The following is a 24,991-nucleotide window of genomic DNA, read 5'->3' on the forward strand; positions in this document are numbered from 1 at the left end:
ACCACCTCAAAATCTTCCCTGCGAATCTTCTGCGATCGCTTCATCCGGCATCTGCAATGGCTGTACCGCCATCACGTCCAGGCGTTGAAGCACCTTGCGCGCCAGCCCGGTCAGCGGCACTGAACTTAATTTACTCGTCCGCGTCCAATGAAGATCGGTCTTCGCAGCAGGCACTGCCTTGCGCAGGCCACGGTCTTGCGGACCACGCGCTGCATACACTTGAACATAATAGTTCGTGTTCGTAATCGAATGGCGCAGGCGCAGGATCGGCTCGCGCGCTTCAAGCGCGTCTTGCGGCAGCGGAGGCAGCTCATACATCCCCGGCATCAGGCTCGCCTCTCGGTCCCGTTGCTCCAGCAGAACTTCGGTTGCCGTACCGCTCTTTCGCAAGCTCAGCAGGTAGGCCGCCGGGAGGCTGCGCTGCAATGCTCTTGGCTGGGTCAGATGCTCGCCGCGCGTCTTGCACATCGAGTAGACCGGACAAGGCAGGCAGAGTGGACCACGCGGCAGGCATATCGTAGCGCCTAACTCCATCATGGCCTGATTGTGGTCTCCCGCTGCGTTGTGTTGCTCTGCGACTCTTCGCCTCGGCACCAGCGCGTTGGCCTGCGCCAGCACGAACGCACGAGATGCAGCAGTGTTCTCTTCAGGCCGTCCCGTCAGACGCAGTAGCACACGCTCCACGTTGCCATCGACGACGGCGATACTTTCGCCAAAGGCAATGCTCGCAATCGCCGCGCAGGTGTATTCACCGATGCCCGGGAGCGTGCGCAGGGCAGTCGAAGTATTCGGCAGCACGCCCTCCAGCTCCGAAGTCACAAATTTTGCCGCACGGTGCAGCATCCGCGCGCGGCGATAGTAGCCCAGGCCCGACCACGCAGCCAGTACCTCCGGCTCCGGCGCCAGCGCCAGCGCCAGCATGGAGGGAAACCGCTGCAAAAATCTGTCGTAGTGTTCGATCACCGCTGCAACCCGCGTCTGTTGCAGCATCACCTCCGAAACCCATGTTCGATAAGGATCGTTGACGCCTCGCCATGGCAGAGTACGCGCGTGGCCGCGATACCAGTTCATCAACTTGCGACGAAAGAGGTTTACATCCAAATCCGATTCGCCTGCAGCCTCCGGCAGAGGCGCAGGGTCGTTTCCGCGTTCGGTATTCGAATGTTTCCGCATGGATGCCAGTCTATCGTCTGCTGTCACGGATCGACACTTAGGCTCTACACTTAAGTCACGATGCCGCAGCCAAAGCCCCCCCTCCAAAGAAGAGATTTCCTCAAGCTGACCGCGCTGGCCACGGGTGCAAGCATCGTGTCGCCATTCGCTCTTGCTGAAGCTGCCAAGCCCGCAGCCTCGTCCGCGCCTCCCGCCTTCCCGACGAGCGATCCGCGCTGGCAGCGCACCTGGGACGCCGCTATTGCCGCGCTTGCCGGCAACATTCACACGCTGCCTCGCTATCCGCGTCCCGTCCTCGTCGAAGGCAGCGTCTATCCCGGCATCTGGCAGGAGTGCGCTCCGCAGGAAGGCCTCGTTTATGGCACGCTGAGCCAGTACATCACTCCAGCCTCAAAGGATGAGGAGCCGTTAAAGGTGGCTCGGAACAACCACATGGCCTTCTTCGCGTTGCAGCGCTCCGATGGCCAGTTGCCCTCCTCGGTCAAGTTGTCCGACCCAATCGAAAACGCTGGTGGCTACGGCCAAATCCAGATGGTCGTCCCTATCGCCGCCACGGCGTGGGAGCTGTCGCAGCTCACCGGTGACGACGAGCTGCTGGTCTCGGCTTATATCGCGTGCAGCCGCTGGGACGCATGGCTCCGCGAATACCGCGACACGCGCAAGACCGGTCTCGTGGAAGGCTTCTGCACCTACGACACCGGCCACGATAATAGCCCGCGCTGGAAGGGCATTCCCAACCGCTGCCCCGACGCCGATGCGCGCAAGTATCCCGACCTGCCGACGATGCCGCGGCTCTGCCCCGACCTCTCAGCCACCGTCTACGGCGCCCGCATCGCGCTCGCCCAGATGGCGACCGCGCTCGCCAAGCATAACGAGGCCGACCGCTGGCTGGCCGACGCAGAGGCCATCCGTCGCCTCATCATCGATAAGCTCTACGACCCCAAGGATGCCGCCTTCTACGATCTTGACGCGCAGAACAACTTCGTTCGCGTACGCTCCGACGTCATCAGCCGTGTCCTCGGCGAACATGTGCTCAAACCCTCCGATCCGAAAGATGCCGCTATCTTCGATGCCGTCTGGACACGCCAGATCCACAACCCTAAGGCGTTCTGGGCACCGTATCCGCTCACGTCCATCGCCATGGACGACCCCAGCTTCGTGCGCCCTATCCCGCGCAACAGTTGGGGCGGAGCCACGCAGGCACTCACTGCTCTGCGCGCACCGCGCTGGATGAGCTTCTACGGCAAGCAGGCCGAGCTGAACCACCTGATGATGCAATGGTGCGAGGCCATCAGCCGCCACACCGAGTTCCGCCAGCAGATGGACCCCCTCAGCGGAGACTTCACCCAGGCCGATCCCAGCGGCTACTCGCCCGCCGCGCTCGTCTACCTCGACTTCATCCATCGGCTCGGCAAATCTGCCGTATGACCCAATAAAGTGCTAAAACTATAGGCCATGCCAACGACGAGCCAAATGCTGACACCGCGTGAAGCGGCAAGAATGCTAGGCATCAGTTATCCGACGATCAAGCAGTGGATACTGGGTGGTAAGTTGAAGACCGTTCAAACCCCCGGCGGTCATCATCGCATCGCCGAGACCACCCTGCGGCCATTTCTGGCCAAAGACAGCGCGAAGCCCGAGCTGAAGTCACGCGAGCGCTATCGGCGCGTCAGTGGAAGAAACCAGCTTTCGGGCAAGGTTGTCAGCATTCGCATCGAAGGATTGCTCGCCGAGGTCGTGCTTGCCGTTGGAGACTCGCATATAACGGCAATCATCACGGCAAATGCCGTGCGCGAGCTTCAGTTGAAGAAGGGTGACACCGCAGCCGCTCTTATCAAGTCAACCGACGTGATGATCGAGCGGCTCGATGAACTTCCATAGAATCCGCCTAAAACTCTAGCCTCATCTAAACCCAGACACCACGTCCTCTCGACCGAAGGGTCGCGCTCTTGCCATCACAAAAGCACGTCATCTCGACCGGAGCGAAGCGCAGTGGAGAGACCCCTGTATTTTGTCTTTGTTCCAACCACTGGTCTTCAAAAGAAGCGATCAGCCACCAGCGCTCCACAGCCTCAAACAGTATCTCCAGGCTTGGTCTTGGGGACCACCGGCTCCGGCTTCACCGGGTACGGTGGTCCCTTCTCGATCACCGTTTGCAGATCGGCGTCATAGCCATAGATGTCGTCGAAGAAGTGCACCTCGCCATCGTCTTCCACCTCAGCCGTGACATAAAAGATCACAATCGGAATCGGCGTCTTCAGTAACACGGTTCGATTGTTCTGTGTCTCGTCGCTGAACGCAGCCTGAACTTTGTCCATGTCCCAAGGCTGCTTGTCCTTGTCCGGCTGCTCGTTGAGCACCCACACTGCCAGATCGGCTGGCTTCTGCACACGAATGCAACCATGACTGAAGTCGCGCCGCGAGCGGTCGAACAGATATGGCGCAGGCGTCGAGTGCAGGTAGATGTCGTACTGGTTGGGGAACATGAACTTCACCAGTCCCAGCGAATTCTTCGGTCCCGGCTTCTCCCTCACCAGCACCCCACCCTGGCCCACCTGCTTGGCCGTGTAGTGCGTTAGCACCTCATGCTTGCCATTGGTTACCTCGAAGTTATGTTTGTCCAGATAGCCGGGGTCCGCTGCGACATGTGGAGCCAGCTCCTTCTTGGCGATATCCACCGGCACATTCCAGTAAGGCCGAAACACCAGATACCGCATCATGTGCGCAAAGACCGGCGTCTGGTGTTCGCCGACCACCTTGCCGACCACCACCTTCATCTTGAAGTCGAGCTTGTGATCGGGCGTATATCCGCGCAGCACAAATTCCGGCAGGTTCACCATCAGAGGAGCGTTCACATACTGGTCCGGCAGCCACCGCCAGCGCTCCAGCGCGTCCTGTAACTGCACCACGCGCTCACTCAGCGGAACGTTCAGCGACTTGACCGTCTGCGGCCCCAGCTTGCCGTTCTCTTCGATCCCATGCCGATGCTGATATTGCTTCACCGCCTCGGAAAGCTCAGCCGTAAAGACGTGTGGCACTGGCTTGTCATCAGAATTCGCTCTGCTATCAGAGTCGTCAACAGCGGCAACGTCACCCTCCAGTTGCAGCCGCTTCAGCAGCTCGGGAGCCGCGGCATAGTGTTCCCCAACCGTCACCGCCTTCTCCACCATCGGTAGCGGTTGCGCGTCGTCGGCCTGCTGCTGCTTTGCCAGATCGAGATAATGTCCCAGCGCCGCCTCAGTCTGCCGATACTGTTCCGAGTCCGGCTCGACTCCGGCAATCAGCTTCGGCACATCGGTCGCATCGACAACATGGTCGGAGACGAACTCCGCGAGGTTATATTTCTTCGATTGCACATTGATGTCGAAGTTGAAGTGCGAGGGGTTCACCCGGCCAATCCGCAGGTCGGAGATGTACCGCATCACATTCACGGTCATCGCAACATCAAACTCCGAGATTGCGTCCGCGGGCTTCCCTGACAGCTTCTGTACTCGTCCTGCCCACAGCGAAGCGTCGTAGTCCTCAGGGGCTAGCCCTTTACTCGCGGCATCTTTGAATTGCTCGATAAAGGCCAGTGCGGTCGCCGTCGGCTTGCCATCGCGCGTCCACGCCAGCTCATAGTTGCGATCGTCGTAGAACGTCGTTACCGCGGTTTGGTAGTCGGAGAAGTTCGGCCAGCGCAGGCTGGGCAGCTTCTTCGTCGCCACCAGCGCCTGCAGATTGCCCGCATAGTCCGTCGTATTTTCAACCGAAGTCGACTTGCGATGCCGACGGCATCCGCTTGCTAACAGCAAGGTACCAAGAACACATGCAGTACCCACCTTGCGAACCGAGACTCTCATCATTTGCGGCTGGACCATCCTTCAGGCAGCCACTTTGGGTGCCGACTTATTATGCAGGACTTTTCTCAAAACTTAGATGCAAAGTCCGTAATAATGTCAGGCTGCGTATTCCTGCTTTGGCGTTACTGCGCGATCCCCGGCAGCGCTGTCAGGCAGATCACCGCCTGCGTCAGCAACACCATGCCCGTAAGTCCAAGAAACATCTTCCGCTGCCGCGTCTCGAAGACATCGGAGAACACGCCGCCCAGAAACGTAAACAGAAACGGCAGCGCCCACAGCCACGGCATCGTCACCACCTGCGTCGTCACCAGCGGAAACAGCACCGCCGCGATCACCAGCGGAGCCGTATTGCCAAAGTAGCGGCAGCGTCGAATCCCCGCATACAACACCAGAGCCACGGCCGTCGCCACTACAATCGGCCCATTGGCCACACTGCCGAAGAACCGGCGCACCCGATCAAGCGAGAACCAGAACCGTCCTGCGCCCCCGGTAAATACATAGCTGAACGGCGCTGGTCGAAACGCATAAAACCCAAATAAAATCACCAGCGAGCCCACTGCGGCAAAGATCAAGATCTGCATCACGTAGCTGCGCCGCCGCTCGGCCAGATACAGCATCAGCACCAGCGAAGCCACAAAACCGAACATCATCGCCAGCAGATGGGCCGCCGCAGCCAGCCCCATCGCCGCTGTCAACAGCGCAATCCTCGGCCTCCACTTCCGCCGCGGTCCCTGCATGGCATGAGCAACGCCCATCGCCGTATACACCAGACCGTACAGCCCCCACATGGCCAGCACCTCATTATTCGGAGTCACCGAATAACGCACGATCTCCGGACAACAGCAGTACAGTCCCAACGCAAAAAATGCGCCTTCATTGCCAAACAATCGCCGCGTCACCCACCACAGCCCCACGCCCAGCCACATCGCAAAGAAGATGAACGGCAGGTGCAGCAGATACTTCACGCTGCCGATCTCGTGCCGCGCCTCCCACGTCGAGCCATTCAGCGAGCTGCCCGCATACAGCCGGTTCTCTGGGCTGCGAAGCTTGTCCACGCCCAGCAACGCCAGCCGCTGAGCCGTCAGCGGAAATCCTGCCACCCGGTAAGCGAACGTGCCGTCTCCGCCTAAATTTCCGCACGTCGTGAAGTATCCAGCCAGCGGCGAAGGCCGCTCCCACATCTCGCGCCCGCACCGGGCATAGCGATAGTCATGCTCCGAGAGCTCTTGATGGTGCACCACCCAAAGGCACTCCGCCAGAAAAAACAGCAGCAACAGCGCGGCAAGCCGCTGTGGCCGGCCAATCTGAATCTTCAAAAGCTTCATTTGCTGCGCACCAACCAAATACCTCCCAGCGATCCTGCTTCCAGATCGCTGTCTTTGATCCTGCTTAGAATCCTTGCCTTCGACTTTGCTATAAATCTCTTTCTTTATCGTATCGTGAGAGTATGCAGTCGCTTTCCTTTACCCCCGGTCGAGCCTTCCTCTCCGTCAACTCCCCCACTGTTCCGTGGACCGTCGTCTTCGAGGACGAGGGCGTTGCTGGCTACTTCTATGCCTGCGACCGTTCGCAGGAGAAGCACGAGCACAGCATCTTCGACGCCATGCTCATCTACAACGTCGCCGCCCTCGCCAAAAGCGACGCCGAGCTTCAGCGCCCCGAACCCGGGCGCATCGCCACCGTCGATTGGTCGCGCGATGGCCTCCAGGCGGTACTCTACCTTGACGGCACCGCCCAGGCGCTCTTCGACTTTCAGGCACGTTGTGGCTACTGCCGCATGGACTTTCCCAACTTCATCGCCGAGCAGGGCGACACTTGGCGCAAGTCCAGCCACGCCTGGTCCGAGGCCGCGCTGCAACGCTTCGAGTCTGCGCTCTACGTCTGAAAAAAGGCAATAAATACGTCGGCTAACCCAAGCCCGTAAGTATGTGATTTAGGTCTGAGCATGGCAGTTCTGGGTAACCTACCGGCTGGCGGGATTATTGGCGTAATATCCGGCTCGGTTCTAGAGGCTAGAATCGGGCCTTTCTGCGGTAGCATAGCTGGCATGAAGAAGAAGACAGTCCCACAACTGATTTGGGAAGTGTTCTCTGTCGGTATTGGCGCGGCTATTCTTCAGGCTATTGCCCGATGGATGCTCCACCGATCTAATGCAACGTGGTTTGCGTTTGGTCTGGGGTTGGCGACTTGAACGTTCGCCTCCGCCGTGGTATTCACGATTCTCTATCTAAGGTCAAGAAGATCAAAAAAACGCATGGGTTAGCAAACGTATTTATTGCCCAAAAGAGCGCCGACGTCTCCGTTGGCGCTCTCCCAGTGGATCTATTCCGGCATCAATCGCGTTTCTGTGTGAGCGAAAGTTCCATGAATACATTCGCTCTCACAAAAGGCGACGGCCTTGGCGGCAGATGCCGGAATCCTAATGACTCGTACAGATGCACCGCATTGGTGAGCTTGTCGCTGCTCTCCAGCGTAAGCAGCGTTGCCCCGGCGGCTCGTGCCTGTTCAATGACGTGGCTCAGCAGCTTGCGGCCGATCCCGCGCCCGCGATGCTGCTCATCGACCGCCATCTTGGCTATCTGATAGACGCCTGCTCCCTCCGGAATCAGCGCGCAACAACCAACCGCGCGTCCATGGACGCAGGCCATGTAGATAAATCCGCCCGGCTCGATGATGTGGCCGATGGGATTGCCCAGCATCTCGCGGTCCGGCTCTTCCAAGCCAAAGTATTTGTCGATCCACGCCTCGTTCAACGCACGAAAGGCTGCGGCATCGGCCAGCTTGAACGGGCGCAACTGAATCGTCTCGTCATGCATGGAAGTATTCTCTCTCGAAGCATGGTCAGGTATGTCGGCGAGGTCGATGGCGAACGGCATAATGAAGTCCCCTTAGCCATCAAGCTAAGTTTCCCCAACTCATATGTCCAATATCTTGTTTGTCCGGATTATGATATGAAAAGTCTTGATAAAGATCCCTTCTTCTAAGTTTTAAGTATTGATAGAGAAACTCCTTTCTTTCTATGGATAGCGATATCGAGCTGCGCCACCTTCGTTACTTCGTCGCCGTCGCCGAAGAGCTTCACTTCGGCCGCGCCGCCGTCCGGCTGCATCTCGCCCAGCCGCCACTGTCGCAGCAGATCCGCAAGCTCGAAGGGATTCTCGGTTATCCTCTCTTCGTGCGCACCTCGCGCACGGTCAAGCTCACCGCTGCCGGCGAAGTCTTTCTCGATCGCGCCCGGCGTACTCTGCGCAATGTGAAAGACGACATGGAAGAGGTCCGCAGCATCGGCCGCGGCGATGTCGGCTCTTTGCGCGTCGGCTTCATCGGCTCCAGTATGTTGACGCCTCTGCCTGCCATGCTGGGCCAGTACCGCAAACAGTATCCAAAGGTGCAGTTGCAACTGCGCGAGACCTACACCTCGGGCGTTGTGCAGTCACTCAGCAAGGGCACGTTGGACGCAGGGTTTCTACGCGACGGAGACCCCACCGAAGGCATCGTCACGGAGACGCTCTTCTCCGAGCCCTTCGTCGCCGTGCTTCCGCACACCCATCCGCTGGCCACGCGGACCGGCATCTCTGCGGCACAACTGTGCGACGAACCCTTCGTCTACTTCTCCCCCGTGGCTGGCACGCTCGCGTACGAAAAGTCGATCTCGCTCTGCGAAGCGCATGGCTTTCGGCCGCGCATCGTTCAGGAAGCGCCGCAGTGGCTTACGATTCTGCGTCTGGTCGGCGCGGGCCTTGGAGTCACCATCGCACCGGCCTGTGTCCGGCAGATCGCCGCGCCCAATATCGTCTGCCTTAACCTGCATGGCGCAAAGGTAAACAGCGACATCGAGCTCGCGTATCAGGCTAACGAGAGCCGCGCCATCGTCAAGGCCTTTGCAGCGATCGCCCGCGCCAGCTTCCGCGCCGCACGACATTCAAAAAACAAAGCACGCAGTTAGAGGCTGGTGAAAATTCGTTGCACTAAAGAGCATGGGCTTCAGCCGCGCCTTAGATCCAAATTTGTTTTTGCTTCTAGGTACGCCAAGCCTTTAGGCTTGGCCTCTATCGAAAGAACAAAACCGGGGCTTCAGCCCCTGGGGTATGCGCCTATCCCAGAAACAACTGCTCGACCTCGAGCCAGTTCTTTACCCGTTTAAACCCTGTCACCTTCGCATTATGCGGCGAACTATACAGAATCCCCGTACCTTCAAATCGCCTCAACTGCCGCGGGTTATCGTCGATCAGGTAGTCTGCCCGCAGAATCCCCTTGTCCCCGCAGTAGACAATCTGCGCAGGCGAGATAAAAGGAAAGTGCCTCTCCAGCCAGCGGTACTTCTGCGCAAACGAGGTAGGAATCTCCATCGCCGCCGTGGCGATAAACACCTCATATTTTTGCTGCAAACTCTCCAGCACACGCTGCGCATCCGGCATCACGGCAAGGTTTTCGAAGAAGTCCTCCGACCGCAGATATGCTTCGAGCGCATTGTGTCGGTCGCTCGATACCACCTGCCAAAGCCACTTGCCTTCGAGATCGGCAACCGTAAGCTGCTCATCGTAATCGCGGTTATAACGCAGCAGATGCTCGGCTATCGCATCCGCCATCACCTCATCCATGTCTACGCAAATCCGCTTCAAAACAAACTCACCCTCTGGCCCTAAGCCCTGGTCTCTAGTTTAAAGCGACCGCACAATCGAAGCCGCAATACTCTCCACCGGCACCGTCTTTCGCTGCGGAGCGTCCCTCGCCGGATCGTAATACAGCAGCCGCCCGCAGCTCTCGCACGTCATCATGTCGTCATCGTTGCTGCGGTCGCGCAGATCGTTCCATCGCTGCGGACGCAACATCATCTGGCAGGCCATACATTTCTGGTTCAGCGCCTCGGCCAACCCAGTTCCCTTGCCCTTGGAGATCCGGTCATAGTTCGAGAGCGACGACTCGCCAATCTCCGGACGCAACGCCACCCGCTTCTGATCAACTTCAGTCAACGCAATCTTATCTTTGGCGATCGTCTCGGCGGCCCGCAGCCGTTCGCGCTCCAGCGTCTTCGTCGCATCCTCCACCGCTTCATCGGCGACGGCCTTCTGCGCCTCTAACGCCTCGCTGCGTTCCATGCTCTCCAGCTCGGAGTCCTCCAACCGGCTCACCTCGGCCTCAGCAAAACCGATCTCGTGCTCAAAGGCTGTCACCTGCGCTGTCGTCGTCGCCATGTCCATCTGCTTGCGAACGCGGGCAGCCTTCGCCTGATGGTCCTTCACATCGGACTCCTGCCGCCGCCGCAGCACCTCTTCCTTGGCGATCAGGTTGAGCACCACCGCTCGCTGCCCTTCAATTGCCCTGGCCTTGGCCTCCAGCTCAGCGATGCGCTTCGGCAGAGCGGTCATCTCATCGCGCAGGCGCTTCGCCTCGACATCGAGTCCTTGCAGCACAATCAACTTCTCAAGATCCGGATGCATTCGCACTCCTTTGACTTATTAGAGCAGGTATATCGCACGAAGGAACAGGCAGGAGTAAAGACGAAATACAGGGGTCTCTCCACTGCGGCGGCAAGTACGCCGCCTTCGGTCGAGATGACGTAGATTTTAGGTGCTCCGCAAACCCACTACAAACCTACGTCATCTCGACCGGAGCGCAGCGCAGTGGAGAGACCCCTGTATTTCGTCTTTTACTGCGCTGGCAAGAACGATCCCTCTGGAAAATCCCCGCAAAAACACATGTGCTATCTTTCGCACCATATCCGTCAATTGAGCACACAACTCCGATGGAGGATAATAAGTCCTAATGAGCAGGCGCAATGCCAGCTCTTTGGCGTAAATTCCGCCGCTTGCCCCACTTGCCTGCCACAAATCCCCAGGACTGGAAGACAGATGCAACTTTGGAACGAATATGAAGGACGAATCGTCGCGGATCAATTCCCGCTGAAAAAGCTGCTTGAACCCGAAGGCAGAAGCGCTTTCTTTTCAACGACAAATGGCTCCGATGCCCCCGCCGTCATCCGCCTGATCGAGGCCCACTTCGACGAACCGGAGATCCTCGCTCGATGGAGTGAAGTCGCCAAAGTTGACCAGCCAAACCTCATCAAGCTCAAGAAGTTCGGCCAGACCACCCTCGACGAGACCGCGCTTCTCTATGCCGTCATGGAACCCGCTGACGCCAGCCTCGCCGACATCCTCAAAGAGCGCTCACTCACAACGCAGGAGGCCACGCAGCTAGCCACCAGCCTCGTCCCAGCGCTTGCGGCCCTGCACGCCCATAACCTCGTCCACGAACACCTCAACGCGGCCAACGTGCTCGCCATCGGCGAAGTCATCAAGCTGCGCAGCGACTGCATTCGCGAAGCCCCCGAGGGCGCGGAGGCCACCGAAGCCAAGGCCCGCGATGTGCGCGATCTCTCCACCCTCCTCATTCGCGCGCTCACCTTGCAGAACAGGTTCCCCGTCGGAACAACCCTGCCTGCACCCTTCCACGAGATCGTCACCAACGGCCTCAGCGGGGCCTGGGGACTTCCACAGATCGCCGCGGCGCTCGCACCCGCTACTCCTAAGCAGCCAGCACCATCGGTACCAGCTCCCCCAATCCAGAAGCCAAAGGCCGACCAGGAAGCGACGGTTCCCACGCCCGCGACGGTATCGGAGCCAAGACCTCGCATCGTCGCTCCCGTCTCCGCTGTGGATGAGGACCACCCGCGCCGCTTTCTCCCCTGGACCACCATCGCCGCGGCCGTCATTTTGGCGATATTTATAGGCTGGCACTTCCTGCACAAATCCCCTGTGCCGATCCCCAACCTGGCCACCATGCCATCGGGAACTACCCAGCCAGCCTCCAACGTTGCCGCCGCAACCGTGCCAACAGCTTCAAATGCAACAACTTCAACCGCATCCAGAGTCAGCGTTGCCCCGGCCAACGGCCCCCGCACCCAATGGAGGGTCGTAGCCTACACCTACAACCATCAAAATCAGGCGCAGGATAAGGCTGCCCAGATTCTCAGCAAGCACGCCGCGCTCAACCCGGAAGTCTTTGCACCCAAGGGACATGCGCCCTATCTGGTCACCGTCGGCGGCTCCATGAGCCACGATGAAGCGATATCATTCCGGCGCAAAGCCCGTTCCGAAGGTCTGCCGCGCGACACCTACGCGCAGAACTTTCCGGCAAACGCCCGCTAACATAAACAGTTTCATTGAGAAACAGGCGCGAATCTCTGAATCGTGCCTGTTTTTTCCTAATCCAATCTTCATTCATGGCTACGACCACACTCGACCTACCCAGCGCAAAATCTAAAGCGCCTCACGCCGACGGCCACTCCGGACATACGGAAGAGCGGCCCTGGCGGCCCAGCATCAATCCGTGGATCGTCGCCATGACGGTCACGCTCGCCACCTTCATGGAGGTGCTCGACTCCTCCATCGCCAACGTGGCGCTGCCACACATCGCTGGTGGCCTCGGCTCCACCCAGGACGAAGCCACCTGGGTGCTGACGGCCTATCTGGTCGCGAACGCCATCATCCTGCCTGCCGGCGCATACATGACCACCTTTATCGGGCGCAAGAAGTTCTACATGATCTGCGTCGCGCTCTTCGGCATCAGCTCCGCGCTCTGCGGACTGGCTCCCTCGCTGCCGATCCTCGTCTTCTGCCGCATCCTGCAAGGCGCTGGCGGCGGTGGTCTGGCTCCATCGGAACAGGCCATCCTGGCCGATACCTTTCCTCCTGAGAAGCGCGGTCAGGCCTTTGCCATGTATGGTCTCGCGGTCGTGGTCGCACCGGCCATCGGGCCTACGCTGGGCGGCTATATCACCGACCGCTTCGACTGGCGCTGGATCTTCTTCCTCAACATCCCCATCTGCATTCTGTCGCTGTTCCTCACGTCGCGCATCGTTGAAGACCCGCCTTATGTCAAGAAGCAGGTCGAAGAGTCGCAGCGCGGCGGCATCAAGCTCGACTTCCTCGGTTTCGGTCTGCTCGGCCTTACCTTCGGCTCGCTGGAGTTCCTGCTCGACAAGGGCCAGGAGGACGACTGGTTCTCCTCGCACCTCATCACCTTCTTCGCCATCGTCTGCGTGGTCGCCTTCGTCCTGATGATCTATTGGGAGCTGCGGCAGCTTCGCATCGGCCACCGTCCCATCCTCAACCTGACACTCTTCAAGCGGCGCAACTTCGCCATCAGCTTCCTGCTGATGTTCGTGCTCGGCTTCGCGCTCTACGGCACCACCGTGCTGATACCGCAGTTCGTGCAGACGCTGCTGGGCTATACCGCCGAGCTTGCCGGGCTAGTGCTGTCTCCCGCAGGCTTCATCATGATGGCCATGATGCCGATCGTCGGCTTCCTCTCCGGCAAGGTCGATGCGCGTAAACTCATCGCCTTCGGCTTCCTCATGCTTACCTCGGCTCTGATCGAGATGCATACGCTCAACCTCGGTGTCAGCTACAAATATCTGGCCTTCCTGCGTATCTTCCAGGCCTCGGGACTGGCGTTCCTCTTCATTCCCATCAACACCATCGCCTACATCGGCGTAAAGCAATCGGAGAACAACGACGTCTCCGGCCTGACCAACCTTGCCCGTAATATCGGCGGCTCCTGCGGTACGGCATTCATGGCGACCATGTTGCTGCGTCGCACGGCCACCCATGAAAACAACATGGTGCGGAACCTGACCACCGCCAATCCTGCCTTCAACGCGCAGGTCGACGCGCTCAAAGGTTCCTTCGGGCAAGGCTTTCAGGCTATTCATTCGGCGCAGGCTTACATCTATAACCAGCTTCACCGGCAGGCTGCGATGCTGGCTTACCTCGACATCATCCAGTACCTCGCGATCTTCTGCGCCTGTATGTTGCCGCTGTTGTTCCTCATCCCTCGCCCGCCAAAACATGCCAGCCCTTCCGCTGGCCATTAGAAACAGCAAGCAAAATGCCGGGGTCTCTGTGCTACGACCCCGGTCGAGAGCTCGTGCATTTGCGGTGCGGGATAATTTCCTCTGGTTCTTGGGAAAGGGCCTGAGGGCTGGATAGCATTCAGAAATAAATCCGGTAATAAAATCGATTCATGCTCAGGCAATCCCTCTCCCCTCGCGCCCGCTCTCTCGGATCTATCGCCTTGCTCGCCATCGTCAGCCTCCTCTTCATTGGGCCTTCCATGGCGCAATCGATCCAGCAAGCGCCGCCGCTCGACGGCATCGCCCATATCGCGATCCGCGTCCACAACCTCGATGCCGCGCGTGACTTCTACAAAAAGCTCGGCTTCGACGAAGCCTTCGCCCTGAGCAAAGACGGCGCGGTCTACCAGTCCTTCATCAAGCTGGACGACCGCCAGTTCATCGAGCTTTATCCCACCACTGCGAAGGACTCCGAGATCGGCTTCCTCCACCTGTGCTTCGAGAGCGACAACCTGCAGGCCGTCTACAACGATTACATCGCGCGCGGCGTCCATCCCAACTTCAAGATCCGCAAGGCCGGAGCGGGCAATCTGTTGTTCACGATGAAAGGCCCTCTGCAGGCGACCGGACCACAGAACATCGAGTACACGCAATATATGCCTGGCTCGCGCCACTATAGCGACCGCGGCCAGCACCTCGGCGCGGACCGCGTGGGAACCAAACTCGTCTCCGTCACCCTCGCCATGCAGGACCCCGTTGCCGCGCGGGAGTTCTACCTGAAGCAGCTTGAGTTCACTCCCGACGCCCACCGCCTCGGTGTCTTCGATCTGCCCGGAACCTCCGGCGAGCAGGTGGAGATCGTGCCGGTCGCGAGCCTCGGCAGCAAGGGCCGCATTACGCTTGCCACCGTCAGCCTGAAAGACTCTGCCCGGCTGCTGAAGCAGGCACATGTCGTCTTCAAAAAATCGAGGAGGTCGCTGACTGTTACTGATCCCGACGGCAACTTGATCGTCCTTGAAACGCGTTAGAAGCAACCCGGCATGGGGCACCTCCACTCCTAATGGAGCAAGTACCACGGAGGTGTCGTATGCAGGCAGTTCACGCGGGCCAGTGCGGCCTTTGTAGCCATTTTGGCGAGACCCACGCTCCCAACAAAGTTCTGGTAACAATTATGGCCAGCAAAAAGGCCGACGTATCCCTGCTCGACACCTGCGGCCACCCGAAGCACGCCACGCTCCACCTGAAGGTCACTCCTATCAGCGGATGCGACGGCTTCCACGAAGCGGCAAGAGCCTGATTTCGATAGCGAGTATTCCTTTCACGGCCTGACGCGAGACAATAGCTGCAAGCACCCAGCAAAATGACCTTACGTCAGGCCCTGACTCTCGCCACAGAACAGCTCGCATCCAATTCCTCGCTCGGCGACCACGCTCATCGCGACGCCGAGTTGTTGCTGTTGCATGTTCTTAAGCTGGATCGCGCCACATTGCTGGCCTATCCCACGCGCCCTCTTACCGAGCAGCAGCTTGCCTCCTACGAGGATGCGATCGCACGCCGCCTGCGCCACGAGCCTATCCAATACATCACCGGACAGCAGGAGTTCTTTGGCCTGCCGCTTAAGGTGACGTCAGCCACGCTTATCCCGCGCCCCGAAACGGAACACCTCGTCGAAGCGGTGCTTGCGCGTCTGCCTGTCGACCAGCCTGTCCGTATCCTCGATATCGGCACCGGGACGGGAGCCATTGCACTGGCGCTCGCCGATCAACTTCCGCAAGCCCAAGTCACCGCTGTTGACCTCTCTGCCGAAGCTCTGAAGGTGGCTCAGGAAAATGCCGTCACTCACCATCTGACTGGCCGCGTCCGGTTTCTTCTGTCCGACCTGCTCACCGCTCTCCCGCAAAATGAGCAGACCGCAGCCTTCGATGTTATTGTCAGCAACCCTCCTTACATCCCCGAAGGCGACCGTGCCGAACTCCATCCCCAGGTGCGCGACTATGAACCGCAGCAGGCACTCTTCGCGGGGGTTCTCGGCCTCGACATCTATCGTCGCCTCATCCCGCAGGCCCATGCCGCTCTCAAACCCGGCGGCCTCCTTGCCCTTGAGATCGGTTATGGCCAAAGCGAAGCTCTCGCCTCGCTTCTCGACGACTGGAAGGACATAAGCTTCGTTGCCGATCTCCAGCAGATTCCTCGCGTTGTCCTCGCGCGGAGATGACGGTTCTCCATAAATCCCGCAAATTTCCTTTTGTGGGATCTACGGGCACTCCTTCCCCAGTGCTACAAGACAAAACATATACAGAGCATCTCGGAGCCGATATCGGTCGCGTTCCTGCGCTACAATCGTCACACTCTTCCGACTGGAATCTACGAGATGCTTAGACTTTACTGGTCCTCTTGTCACTTCCGTCTTTTGCTGTTGCCATTCGTGTTGCTCATGTCTCTTGGCGCTCATGCACAAGGCGCGGCTGCTGCTCCAAGTTTTGACTGTACCAAGGCAAGTACTGAGGCAGAGCATCTGATTTGTAGAGACCCCACATTGGCTCTAAAAGAACGCACGATGGTCGATACATACCGCGCTGCGCTTCAACACCTGTCGCCCCAGCAGGCCAGGGCATTTCGCCAAGAACATTTTAAGTGGTTCGTGGAGTACAAGGGAGCATGCAATTCGCCTTCAATGATGGAAGACGGGCGCAGGGCTTGCATATCGTTTTATCTAGAGCAACATACAAAAGATCTACAGAAAGCACTTGCATCTTTGCCCGTTCGCAGCATTTCGTCCCAGTCCTCGGCAATTGGTTTTTTGGCTCAACTGAATCAACTTGGGGTCAAGTCAACGGTCCTAAAAGAGATTGAAGCTGACATGGACCAACGCGAGTCAATCGTCGGATATGTGGAGCTGGATTTCAAACGTAAAATTGTCTTCACGAATCGGCGCATTGTTTCGATTGCCAGTATCCCTTTAATGGGAATGAGCACCGAATGGGGCGATCACGGCAACATCGTTTTGCAAGGAGGCAATTTTCAGATGCGAGAGGACAAACTATCGTCTGTAGTCTTTGCCCCGACTCGCATTCGAAAATCATATGGGTCTGTAGACGGATACGAAGAGCTAACAGAAATTCTAAAGAAGTATGGGCCATCAGTCTCCAGGTCCATTTGGCCATATGAAATTCAGCTTCAGGCGCCCAACTCTCAAATTGCCAACAGGTTCTATGCCATTGAAAACTCTCAAGCTCACGAGATCGCTAAGCTGGCTGCAAAAGCTCATCTGAGAGTCTTCTTCACCAAGTAGATTGGCAACAATTGATCTTTCTCCATCGAGGTGTCACTGTGCGGTTGAAACTCTCTTTATTACTTTGCCTGCTGCTCTGTTCGCTCCCGGCCCTTCATGCGCAGTCTACGGCCGACCACACGCCGCACACCTTTACCGTGCAGGGCAACCACTTCGCGCTCGACGGCAAGCCCTTCCAGGTCATCTCCGGCGAGATGCACTATCCGCGCATCCCCCGCGCCGACTGGCGCGCGCGCTTCAAGATGGCGAAGGCAATGGGTCTGAACACCGTCACAGCGTATGTCTTCTGGAACGAGCATGAGACAAAGCCGGGTGTCTACGACTTCTCCGGCAACAACGACGTCGCAGAGTTTGTCCGCGAAGCCCAGCAGGAGGGCCTCTATGTCATCCTCCGTCCCGGCCCCTACGCCTGCGCGGAGTGGGAGTGGGGGGGCTATCCATCATGGCTGTTGAAAGACCATGGCATCGTGGTGCGCAGCAGCGATCCGAAGTTCATGATCCCGGCGAAGCAATGGATTGACCGCCTGGGCAAAGAACTCGCACCGCTACAGATCGGCAATGGCGGCCCGATTATCCTCACCCAGGTGGAAAACGAGTACGGCTCCTACGGCGACGACCACGCCTACATGGAGCAGATCCACAAGATGCTGGTGGACGCGGGATTCACCAAGTCACAGCTCTATACAGCGGACGGCCCGGAGCAGGTGCCGAACGGATCGCTGCCTGAGCTTCCGGTCGGTATCAACTTCGGAGGCTCCGAAGCGGGAGCGGCACAAAAGGCATTCACAGAGCTGAAGAAGTATCGTCCCAATGGCCCGTTCCTCAACAGCGAATTCTGGGCGGGCTGGTTCGATCACTGGGGCAGCAAGCACGCCCATACCAACGCGGCCAATGAGGCAGCCAATCTCGACTGGATGCTGCGCCAGGGTTACTCGGTCAGCATCTACATGTTCCACGGCGGCACCAGCTTCGGCTGGATGAACGGCGCCAACAGCGACGGCCACGGCAGCTATGAGCCGGACGTAACCAGCTACGACTACGACTCGCCGCTCGACGAGAGCGGACGCCCCACGCCGAAGTACTTTGCCTTCCGCGACACCATCGCCAAGGCCACCGGTGTGACTCCGTCAGCCGTCCCCGATGTTCCGGCGGCGATCACCACTCCGGCGGTCACGCTGGCTGAATCCGCCTCATTATGGAACAACCTGCCTGCGCCTGTTCACTCCGAGCAGGTGCAGAGCATGGAGGATGTGGACCAGGCCTATGGCTACATTCTTTACCGGACGCATCTGAAGAAATCGGCTGCCGGCGAACTGGCCATTGATGAGCTGCACAGTTACGCGCAGGTCTATCTCGACGGCAAACTGATCGGCACGGTCGACCGCCGGCTGAAGCAGAACACGCTGGCGCTTCCGGCGGTTAAGCGGAACGCCCGGCTCGACATCCTGGTCGAAAATACGGCCCGCGTGAACTTTGGGCACGCGATCACGGGAGAGCGTGCAGGCATCACCAAACAGGTCACGCTGAACGGGACGGCGCTGAAGGGGTGGGAGATCTATCCACTGCCGATGGCCGCAGTGGACAAGTTGCCCTTCTCCACCAAGCCCTGCGAGGGAGCATGTTTCTATCGCGGCAGCTTCGATCTTGCTGCCACGGGAGATACCTTTCTCGACACCGGGGAGTTCACCAAGGGCGAGCTATGGCTGAACGGCCAAGCCCTGGGCCGTATCTGGAACGTCGGGCCGCAGCGAACGCTCTATACGCCGCAGTCGTGGCTGGTGAAGGGGAAGAACGTGGTTGTTGTCTTCGACTTGCAAGGCAAGCCGGGTCACTCGGTTCGCGGACTGGATAAGCCTGTGCTTGATGCTTCAGGAGTTTCCACTCAGCATTGAGTTCGGCAAACAGGAAGTCGAAGAGCTTCTGTTAAGCTGCTTCGGCTTCCGCCTTCAGCTTTTCGGCAGTGTAGTGCGCGATCAGGGCATCGACCGTCGGCTGCAGCAGACCTTCCATCACCATGTTGAGCTGGTGGTTGGTCAGGCCGATGCGGTGGTCGGTGAGCCGGTTCTGTGGGAAGTTGTAGGTGCGGATCTTCTCGCTGCGGTCGCCGGAGCCTACCTGCTGCTTGCGGTCCTTGGCCTGAAGCTGGTGGATGCGCTCGGCCTCGACCTCGTACAGACGGGCGCGCAGCACGCGCATGCCCTTCTCGCGGTTCTTGATCTGCGATTTCTCGTCCTGGCAGCTCACGACCGTGTTGGTCGGGATATGCGTGATGCGCACGGCGGAGTAAGTCGTGTTGACCGACTGGCCGCCGGGGCCGGAGGAGCAGAAGGTATCGATACGCAGGTCCTTGGCTTCGATCTTGATGTCGACCTCTTCGGCCTCGGGCAGCACGGCCACGGTGATGGCCGAGGTGTGGACGCGGCCCTGCGTCTCCGTCGCCGGAACGCGCTGGACGCGGTGGACGCCGGACTCGTACTTCATCTGCGAGTAGACCTTATCGCCCTCGAAGATCGCGGTGACTTCCTTCATGCCGCCGCCGATGCCGGTCTCGGAGGTGGAGAGCACCTCGACCTTCCACCTGTGCTGCTCGGCAAAGCGTAGGTACATGCGGAACATCTCGGAGACGAAGATAGCAGCCTCGTCGCCGCCGGTCCCGGCGCGCAGTTCGATGATGATGTTTTTGTCGTCGTTGGGGTCTTTAGGCAGAAGAAGAACCTTCAGCTCTTCCTCCACCTGCGCGAGGCGGGGTTCGAGCGCAACCAGCTCTTCCTGCGCCATGGCGCGGAGGTCGGCGTCCGACTCGGCGAGCATGGCCTTGGCCTCGGCGACACCGTCCTTCACCTTGCGGTACTCGCGAAACTTTTCGACGGTCGGTTCGATATCGCGGTGCGCCTTGGCAACGGTCTGGAACTTCTTCTGGTCGTTGACCAGCGTGGGATCGGACATCTGCTGGCCGAGGTCTTCATAACGGGCTTCGAGTTGGTCGAGGCGATCGAACATAAAAAAAATCCTTATAGCAAAGTCTTTTGTAGTTGCAGTTGTTCTTGCCGTTGCAGTTGTTTTTTGGAGGCGTTACTGACAGGCTGGCGCAGCTAGGCAAAGTCGTGACGGTCTGGCGACGCGGTCACGCGGGGGGAGAGCACCGGATTTGCGGCTGCATTCATGTCCATTGGATCGATAGAACAACTACATCTCTGTCTATATTAGATGTTACTCCTGCCGCGCCGGGTTCGGGGAGGACATCGTGCTGCTGGGGTCGCAAAGACGTCCGCCTCGGAGGCGATTCAGCAGTCTCCGAGGCGGACATTTATCTCAATTGGATTCGGCGTCCGGGGGGCCACAGAGGCTTGCTCGGACGCCTTCCGGTCAGGCCGTAAGCCGGCGGCGAACGATGCCCACCATGCCGATCAGGCCAGTGCCGAGCAGAATCAGGCTTTCGGGCTCGGGAGTGACGGCCGAGGCGGATGATACGGCAATCTCGCCGCGACCACCCACACTGTCAGGAGAATAGACATAGAAGCCGAAGACATCGCCTGCTGCGAGATTGAGGTTCAGGGTCCCTGAGGTATTGTCCTGGCCTTGAACGCCAGAGTCCGTACTCAACTGCGTGTAGACGCCGTTAAGGACATATCCTGCCGGGTCCCATTCCGAGCCGCAGCAATCAAGAGTTGTGTAGGCCCAGGAAAAATCGACCGTCTCCGCCGCGGAGGTGGTCGTGGTGTATGTGGTGTAGTTCGCTAGCCCACCGTTGGGCCCTCCGTTGTCCGCTCCGAACAGTTGGAAGGTCGACGCTGAGCCGACGACGTACCCATCTCCTCCATTACTGTTCGACAGCGTGTAGGTATCGGCGTGTGCAACTACGGAAATACCTAGACTCAAAACGGCGAGCAGGCATAGTTTGGAGATCATGCGCAATTTCATAAAGACCACCTTTTTTTTTTAGTTTTTTACAGGAGCCTGAAGTTGAAGGTTGATTACAGGACTCTTAGCTGCATTTCAACGGCCACACTGTGAACAGCTGAAACGCCCCTAAAATGGAGAGCGAGGAAACTGAAGCCGCAATTTTTTGCACGTTAGCGGCAATTTAATTGCACTTCTTGATTCCACCTTGACGCGACAGTCTATGGCATCGAACGCTGCATGGCAGGCATCCCTCTGCATGGATGGAAAAGCAAATGAGCGAGGGCGAGATCGATGGCGTTGTTTCGTGAGATCGCAGAGTTGGCGGAGTATCTGGGCGGTGAGCCGGGGCGTTTAAAGAAGCGCGCTGCCATTGCCGACGCGATTGCGGCAATTCATGCGGCCGCGCCGGAGAGCGACGACGCCGGGTTGTTTGCGCTGTACCTGGCCGGAACTCCCTTTGCCGAGGCTGACCCGCGCAAACTGAATGCCGGGGGCGCGCTGTTGTCGAAGGCGCTTTTATCGGTGAGCGGAGCTGCGAATACTGCCCTTACCGCGGCGTATAAACGGCATGGCGATCTGGGCGCCGCGGCCTTCGATCTACTGCAGGAAAACGCGCTACACAAGCCTTCCCTGACGTTGCAGGAGGTGGCTGAGGCGTTTGCCGCGATGGCTGTAGCGAAGACGACGGCAATTCGAGCGGCGCTGGTGGAGGGCTTGCTGCGACGGTCTACGCCGCTCGAAGCAAAGTATCTGCTGAAGCTGATGTCCGGCGACATGCGCATCGGCGTGAAGCAGAGCCTGGTCGAAGAGGCGATTGCCGTTGCGGCATCCGCTCCTGTGGTTGCGGTGCGCCATGCGGTGATGCTCGAGGCGAACCTTGCTTCGGCGGTAGGGCGGGCCTTTGCGGGAACGCTGGCACAGGCGCGGATGCGGCTGTTCCATCCGCTCGGCTTCATGCTCGCCAGCCCGGTCGATTCGCCGGAAGCGGCCGTGGAGCGGTTCACCGGGAAGCAGGACGCCGCTGCGGTCGAAGCGTTTCTTGAAGACAAGTACGACGGCATGAGGGCGCAGGTGCACTGCGGCGACGCCGAGCAGCCGGGCCGCGTCGCTATCTATTCGCGCAACCGCGACGACGTAACCGAGAGCTTCCCTGATCTTGAAGAGGCGTTCGCCTCGGTGCAGGAGCCGTTGATCTTCGACGGAGAGATTCTCGGCTGGGACCTCAAGGCAGGCCGTGCTCTGCCGTTCGCCGTGCTGGGGCAGCGCATCGGAAGGAAGCGTGTCTCGAACGAATGGCGGCAGCAGGTTCCCGTCATTTTCATGGCGTTCGACCTGATGTACGCAGGCGGTGAGTTGACGCTGAGCCTGCCGTTGAGCGAGCGGCGAAACCGCCTTGAGGCTGCGGTGGAGCGGCTGGTCGAAACGGTGCGCTCTCCGCTGACCGTGGATGAGCGCAAAAATTCAGCCCAGTCCGTGATGTTTCAGCAGCCCGACGGCGACGGTGTAGAGCGGCTGATGATCTCGCCTGCGCGTCTGGTCCAATCGGCAGAAGATATCGAGCGTGCTTATGCAGACGCTCGCGCTCGCGCCAACGAGGGCGTCATGCTGAAGGCTGCTGCCTCGGAGTACCAGCCGGGACGGCGCGGTCTGGCCTGGGTGAAGCTGAAGCGCGAGCTGGCCACGCTCGATGTGGTGGTGACAGGCGCTGAGCTGGGCCACGGCAAACGCGCGGGCATCCTCAGCGACTACACCTTTGCCGTGCGCGGAGCCGACGGTGAGCTGCGTAATGTGGGCAAAGCCTACTCCGGCCTGACCGATGCCGAGATCGCCAGGATGAGCGCATGGATGATGGAGCACACGCTCGAAGACCAGGGCTACTTCCGAACCGTCGAACCGCTGATGGTGCTCGAAGTGGCCTTCAACAACATCATGCGGAGCAGCCGCCACGCCAGCGGGTTCGCGCTGCGCTTTCCGCGAATCGTCCGCATCCGGACGGATAAACCGGTCAGCGAGATCGACACGGTCGAGCGGGTCGAAGAGGTCTACCAGTCGCAGGTGGACAAGCCGATGGAGCAATAATCCAGCCACAGAAAAAGGCCGCCACGCGGGCGACCCTTTTCTGTGAAGCGGTTGAATCGCAGCTTACGCGAACAGCTTGCGACGTGTCGCGCCGGCAGCGGCAAGCAGGCCGGTGCCAAGCAGTACGAGGCTGGACGGCTCTGGCACAGGGCTGGGGTCGGAACCGGTAGGACCGTTGACCGTGCCGCAGAATTGACCATTGCTGTCGCTGATGAAGAAGTCGGCGAGGCCGGGAAGGGCAGCCGAGGTGATGGTGAGGGTCCCGATCGAGTAGGTATCGTTACGCGAGAAGGTTACGCCGAACACGGTTCCGACATAAACGTCAGTCGCGTCGAAGGCGATGCCGCCGAGGGGCTCGAAGACCTGTGCGAGTTTGCCCTGGAGCGTGGCGTCGGTGACACCGGAGAGGCCGTCGATCGAGAAGCCGCTGAGAAGAAACGCTGCTCCATGGTTATCGATCTGGAGGTCGTAGGTGTAGTTATCACCGACTTGTGAGACGAAGTTAATGGAGTCAGCTTTTGCCATAGGAGCAAAAGCAAAGGCAGAGGCAAGCAGTGCAACAACGAACAATTTGATCTTCAAAACGGGTCTCCCGAAATTTAAGTGATTACGGCTTTGTGATAAGCATGTGAATGTCCAAACTTTTAACCTTTTATTTTGTTGTATTTATAGGTGAGGTATGGGGCCTGCTCGCAAAAGATTGCACAGCATTTCACACGAATGAGGCAAAAAACGGTTCGGAGTGCGGATGAAAAAATGGCTTACCCCGCATCTCCTGGGGCGTGGTACCCGTCCAATGCACCATGGAATACAGATCACTTGGCAAATCAGGATTGAAGGTGCCGGAGCTTTGCTTCGGAGCGGGAACATTTGGCGCGAGCAACGAGTTTTTCAAGGCATGGTCGGAGACGACGCAGGCCGAGGCCGACCGCATCGTCGGCATCTGTATGGATGCGGGGCTGAACTTCTTCGACACCGCCGACATCTACTCCGATGGCGGTAGCGAGACGGCGCTGGGCAAGTCGCTGGCGCATCACCACCGCGAAGACGTGCTCATCTCCACCAAGGCCACCTTCCGTCTTGGCAAAGGTCCGAACGATGTCGGATCGAGCCGCTACCACCTCATCCAGTCGCTGGAGCGCAGCCTGAAGCGGCTCGGAACCGACTATGTGGACGTCTACCATCTGCATGGCTTCGACGCGACGACGCCGGTGGAGGAGACGCTAAACACGCTGGACAAGTTCGTGCGCGAAGGCAAGGTGCGTTATATCGCCTGCTCGAACTTCTCAGGCTGGCACCTGATGAAGTCGCTGAGCGTGAGCGAGCGCTACGGCTGGGCGCGTTATGTGGGCCAGCAGTGCTACTACTCGTTGGTCGGCCGCGACTACGAGTGGGAGCTGATGCCGCTGGCGCTCGATCAGGGTGTGGGCGCGCTGGTCTGGTCGCCGCTCGGCTGGGGTCGGCTCACCGGAAAGATCCGCCGCGAGACCGGCATCCCGAAGGACAGCCGCCTGAACGCCAAGGTCGTCGTCGATAATGGCCCGCAGGTTCCTGAGGAGTATCTCTACAAGGTCGTCGATGCCATTGACGAGGTCGCGAAGGAGACGGGCAAGACCGTTCCGCAGGTCGCCCTGAACTGGGTACTGGGGCGTCCGACCGTCTCGACCGTGATTATCGGTGCGCGCAACGAGGAGCAGTTGCGGGCGAACCTCGGCGCGGTCGGCTGGAAGCTCACCCCGGAACAGGTGCAGAAACTCGATGCAGCGAGCGAGGTTCCTCTGGCTTATCCGTACTGGCACCAGCGCCAGTTTGAGGAGCGCAACCCTAAACCCGTCTAGTATTTAGCGC

Annotated in this window: 22 protein-coding genes; 13 read left to right on the forward strand and 9 right to left on the reverse strand. The window is 59.1% G+C overall.

Annotated elements, in window-relative coordinates; translation table 11 throughout:
• Positions 1–6 precede the first annotated feature (6 nt).
• Positions 7–1,173, reverse strand: a complete 1,167-nt coding sequence (locus GSQ81_RS15545) for an A/G-specific adenine glycosylase (protein WP_158911580.1) — start codon at positions 1,171–1,173, stop codon at positions 7–9.
• Positions 1,174–1,233: 60 nt separating this feature from the next.
• Between GSQ81_RS15545 and GSQ81_RS15550 the strand changes: the two genes are divergently transcribed.
• Together GSQ81_RS15550 and GSQ81_RS15555 are read left to right on the forward strand one after the other, a co-directional pair.
• Positions 1,234–2,601 (forward strand): alpha-L-rhamnosidase, encoded by a 1,368-nt coding sequence (locus tag GSQ81_RS15550; protein WP_158911581.1) that lies wholly within the window; start codon positions 1,234–1,236, stop codon positions 2,599–2,601.
• 45 nt (positions 2,602–2,646) lie between these two features.
• Positions 2,647–3,054: a helix-turn-helix transcriptional regulator gene (locus GSQ81_RS15555; RefSeq protein ID WP_158911582.1), complete on the forward strand. Its 408-nt coding sequence runs from the start codon at positions 2,647–2,649 to the stop codon at positions 3,052–3,054.
• 191 nt (positions 3,055–3,245) lie between these two features.
• Here the strand turns inward: GSQ81_RS15555 and GSQ81_RS15560 are convergent, their stop codons facing one another.
• Positions 3,246–5,018, reverse strand: coding sequence for a murein L,D-transpeptidase (locus tag GSQ81_RS15560; protein WP_158911583.1), 1,773 nt, complete (start codon positions 5,016–5,018; stop codon positions 3,246–3,248).
• A gap of 119 nt (positions 5,019–5,137) precedes the next feature.
• Positions 5,138–6,340 (reverse strand): hypothetical protein, encoded by a 1,203-nt coding sequence (locus GSQ81_RS15565; RefSeq protein ID WP_158911584.1) that lies wholly within the window; start codon positions 6,338–6,340, stop codon positions 5,138–5,140.
• 122 nt (positions 6,341–6,462) lie between these two features.
• On the opposite strand from GSQ81_RS15565, the gene GSQ81_RS15570 reads away from it, so the two are divergent.
• The gene (locus tag GSQ81_RS15570; protein ID WP_158911585.1) at positions 6,463–6,900 is read left to right on the forward strand and encodes a DUF2251 domain-containing protein; all 438 of its coding nucleotides are present in this window, start codon (positions 6,463–6,465) and stop codon (positions 6,898–6,900) included.
• Between the two features lie 448 nt (positions 6,901–7,348).
• On the opposite strand, the gene GSQ81_RS15575 is transcribed toward GSQ81_RS15570, so the two are convergent.
• Entirely contained in the window at positions 7,349–7,891 is a 543-nt protein-coding gene (locus GSQ81_RS15575) for a GNAT family N-acetyltransferase (protein WP_254060233.1), read from the reverse strand.
• A gap of 143 nt (positions 7,892–8,034) precedes the next feature.
• Between GSQ81_RS15575 and GSQ81_RS15580 the strand changes: the two genes are divergently transcribed.
• Complete coding sequence (locus GSQ81_RS15580; protein ID WP_158911586.1) at positions 8,035–8,961, forward strand: LysR substrate-binding domain-containing protein; 927 nt, start codon at positions 8,035–8,037, stop codon at positions 8,959–8,961.
• A 148-nt stretch (positions 8,962–9,109) separates the two neighbouring features.
• Here the strand turns inward: GSQ81_RS15580 and GSQ81_RS15585 are convergent, their stop codons facing one another.
• Positions 9,110–9,637, reverse strand: coding sequence for a 5'-3'-deoxyribonucleotidase (locus tag GSQ81_RS15585; RefSeq protein WP_318523802.1), 528 nt, complete (start codon positions 9,635–9,637; stop codon positions 9,110–9,112).
• 39 nt (positions 9,638–9,676) lie between these two features.
• Positions 9,677–10,456, reverse strand: coding sequence for a zinc ribbon domain-containing protein (locus tag GSQ81_RS15590; RefSeq protein ID WP_158911587.1), 780 nt, complete (start codon positions 10,454–10,456; stop codon positions 9,677–9,679).
• 411 nt (positions 10,457–10,867) lie between these two features.
• Here GSQ81_RS15590 and GSQ81_RS15595 point away from each other — a divergent pair, with 411 nt between their 5' ends.
• The 7 genes from GSQ81_RS15595 to GSQ81_RS15625 all read left to right on the forward strand — a co-directional run bounded on the left by GSQ81_RS15595 (position 10,868) and on the right by GSQ81_RS15625 (position 19,053).
• Positions 10,868–12,163, forward strand: a complete 1,296-nt coding sequence (locus GSQ81_RS15595) for a protein kinase (RefSeq protein ID WP_158911588.1) — start codon at positions 10,868–10,870, stop codon at positions 12,161–12,163.
• Between the two features lie 74 nt (positions 12,164–12,237).
• On the forward strand, positions 12,238–13,890 hold the full coding sequence (locus tag GSQ81_RS15600) for a DHA2 family efflux MFS transporter permease subunit (RefSeq protein WP_158911589.1): 1,653 nt from the start codon (positions 12,238–12,240) through the stop codon (positions 13,888–13,890).
• A gap of 149 nt (positions 13,891–14,039) precedes the next feature.
• Positions 14,040–14,897 (forward strand): VOC family protein, encoded by an 858-nt coding sequence (locus tag GSQ81_RS15605; protein WP_158911590.1) that lies wholly within the window; start codon positions 14,040–14,042, stop codon positions 14,895–14,897.
• A gap of 59 nt (positions 14,898–14,956) precedes the next feature.
• The gene (locus tag GSQ81_RS15610; RefSeq protein WP_158911591.1) at positions 14,957–15,166 is read left to right on the forward strand and encodes a hypothetical protein; all 210 of its coding nucleotides are present in this window, start codon (positions 14,957–14,959) and stop codon (positions 15,164–15,166) included.
• A gap of 63 nt (positions 15,167–15,229) precedes the next feature.
• Complete coding sequence (gene prmC, locus GSQ81_RS15615) at positions 15,230–16,084, forward strand: peptide chain release factor N(5)-glutamine methyltransferase (protein WP_158911592.1); 855 nt, start codon at positions 15,230–15,232, stop codon at positions 16,082–16,084.
• Between the two features lie 156 nt (positions 16,085–16,240).
• Positions 16,241–17,161, forward strand: coding sequence for a lysozyme inhibitor LprI family protein (locus tag GSQ81_RS15620; RefSeq protein ID WP_158911593.1), 921 nt, complete (start codon positions 16,241–16,243; stop codon positions 17,159–17,161).
• 38 nt (positions 17,162–17,199) lie between these two features.
• The gene (locus GSQ81_RS15625; protein WP_216846448.1) at positions 17,200–19,053 is read left to right on the forward strand and encodes a beta-galactosidase family protein; all 1,854 of its coding nucleotides are present in this window, start codon (positions 17,200–17,202) and stop codon (positions 19,051–19,053) included.
• A gap of 31 nt (positions 19,054–19,084) precedes the next feature.
• Here the strand turns inward: GSQ81_RS15625 and prfA are convergent, their stop codons facing one another.
• Together prfA and GSQ81_RS15635 are read right to left on the reverse strand one after the other, a co-directional pair.
• Positions 19,085–20,161: a peptide chain release factor 1 gene (gene prfA / locus GSQ81_RS15630; protein ID WP_158911594.1), complete on the reverse strand. Its 1,077-nt coding sequence runs from the start codon at positions 20,159–20,161 to the stop codon at positions 19,085–19,087.
• Between the two features lie 366 nt (positions 20,162–20,527).
• A complete protein-coding gene (locus tag GSQ81_RS15635) occupies positions 20,528–21,082 on the reverse strand; it encodes a PEP-CTERM sorting domain-containing protein (RefSeq protein ID WP_158911595.1) in 555 nt (184 codons plus the stop codon).
• 273 nt (positions 21,083–21,355) lie between these two features.
• Between GSQ81_RS15635 and GSQ81_RS15640 the strand changes: the two genes are divergently transcribed.
• A complete protein-coding gene (locus tag GSQ81_RS15640) occupies positions 21,356–23,143 on the forward strand; it encodes an ATP-dependent DNA ligase (RefSeq protein WP_158911596.1) in 1,788 nt (595 codons plus the stop codon).
• Positions 23,144–23,206: 63 nt separating this feature from the next.
• On the opposite strand, the gene GSQ81_RS15645 is transcribed toward GSQ81_RS15640, so the two are convergent.
• On the reverse strand, positions 23,207–23,725 hold the full coding sequence (locus tag GSQ81_RS15645) for a PEP-CTERM sorting domain-containing protein (protein ID WP_158911597.1): 519 nt from the start codon (positions 23,723–23,725) through the stop codon (positions 23,207–23,209).
• A gap of 221 nt (positions 23,726–23,946) precedes the next feature.
• Here GSQ81_RS15645 and GSQ81_RS15650 point away from each other — a divergent pair, with 221 nt between their 5' ends.
• A complete protein-coding gene (locus tag GSQ81_RS15650; RefSeq protein WP_158911598.1) occupies positions 23,947–24,981 on the forward strand; it encodes an aldo/keto reductase in 1,035 nt (344 codons plus the stop codon).
• The last annotated feature ends 10 nt before the right edge of the window (positions 24,982–24,991 follow it).

This window comes from Granulicella sp. L56, assembly GCF_009765835.1.
In the GTDB taxonomy this organism is placed as follows: Bacteria; Acidobacteriota; Terriglobia; order Terriglobales; family Acidobacteriaceae; genus Edaphobacter.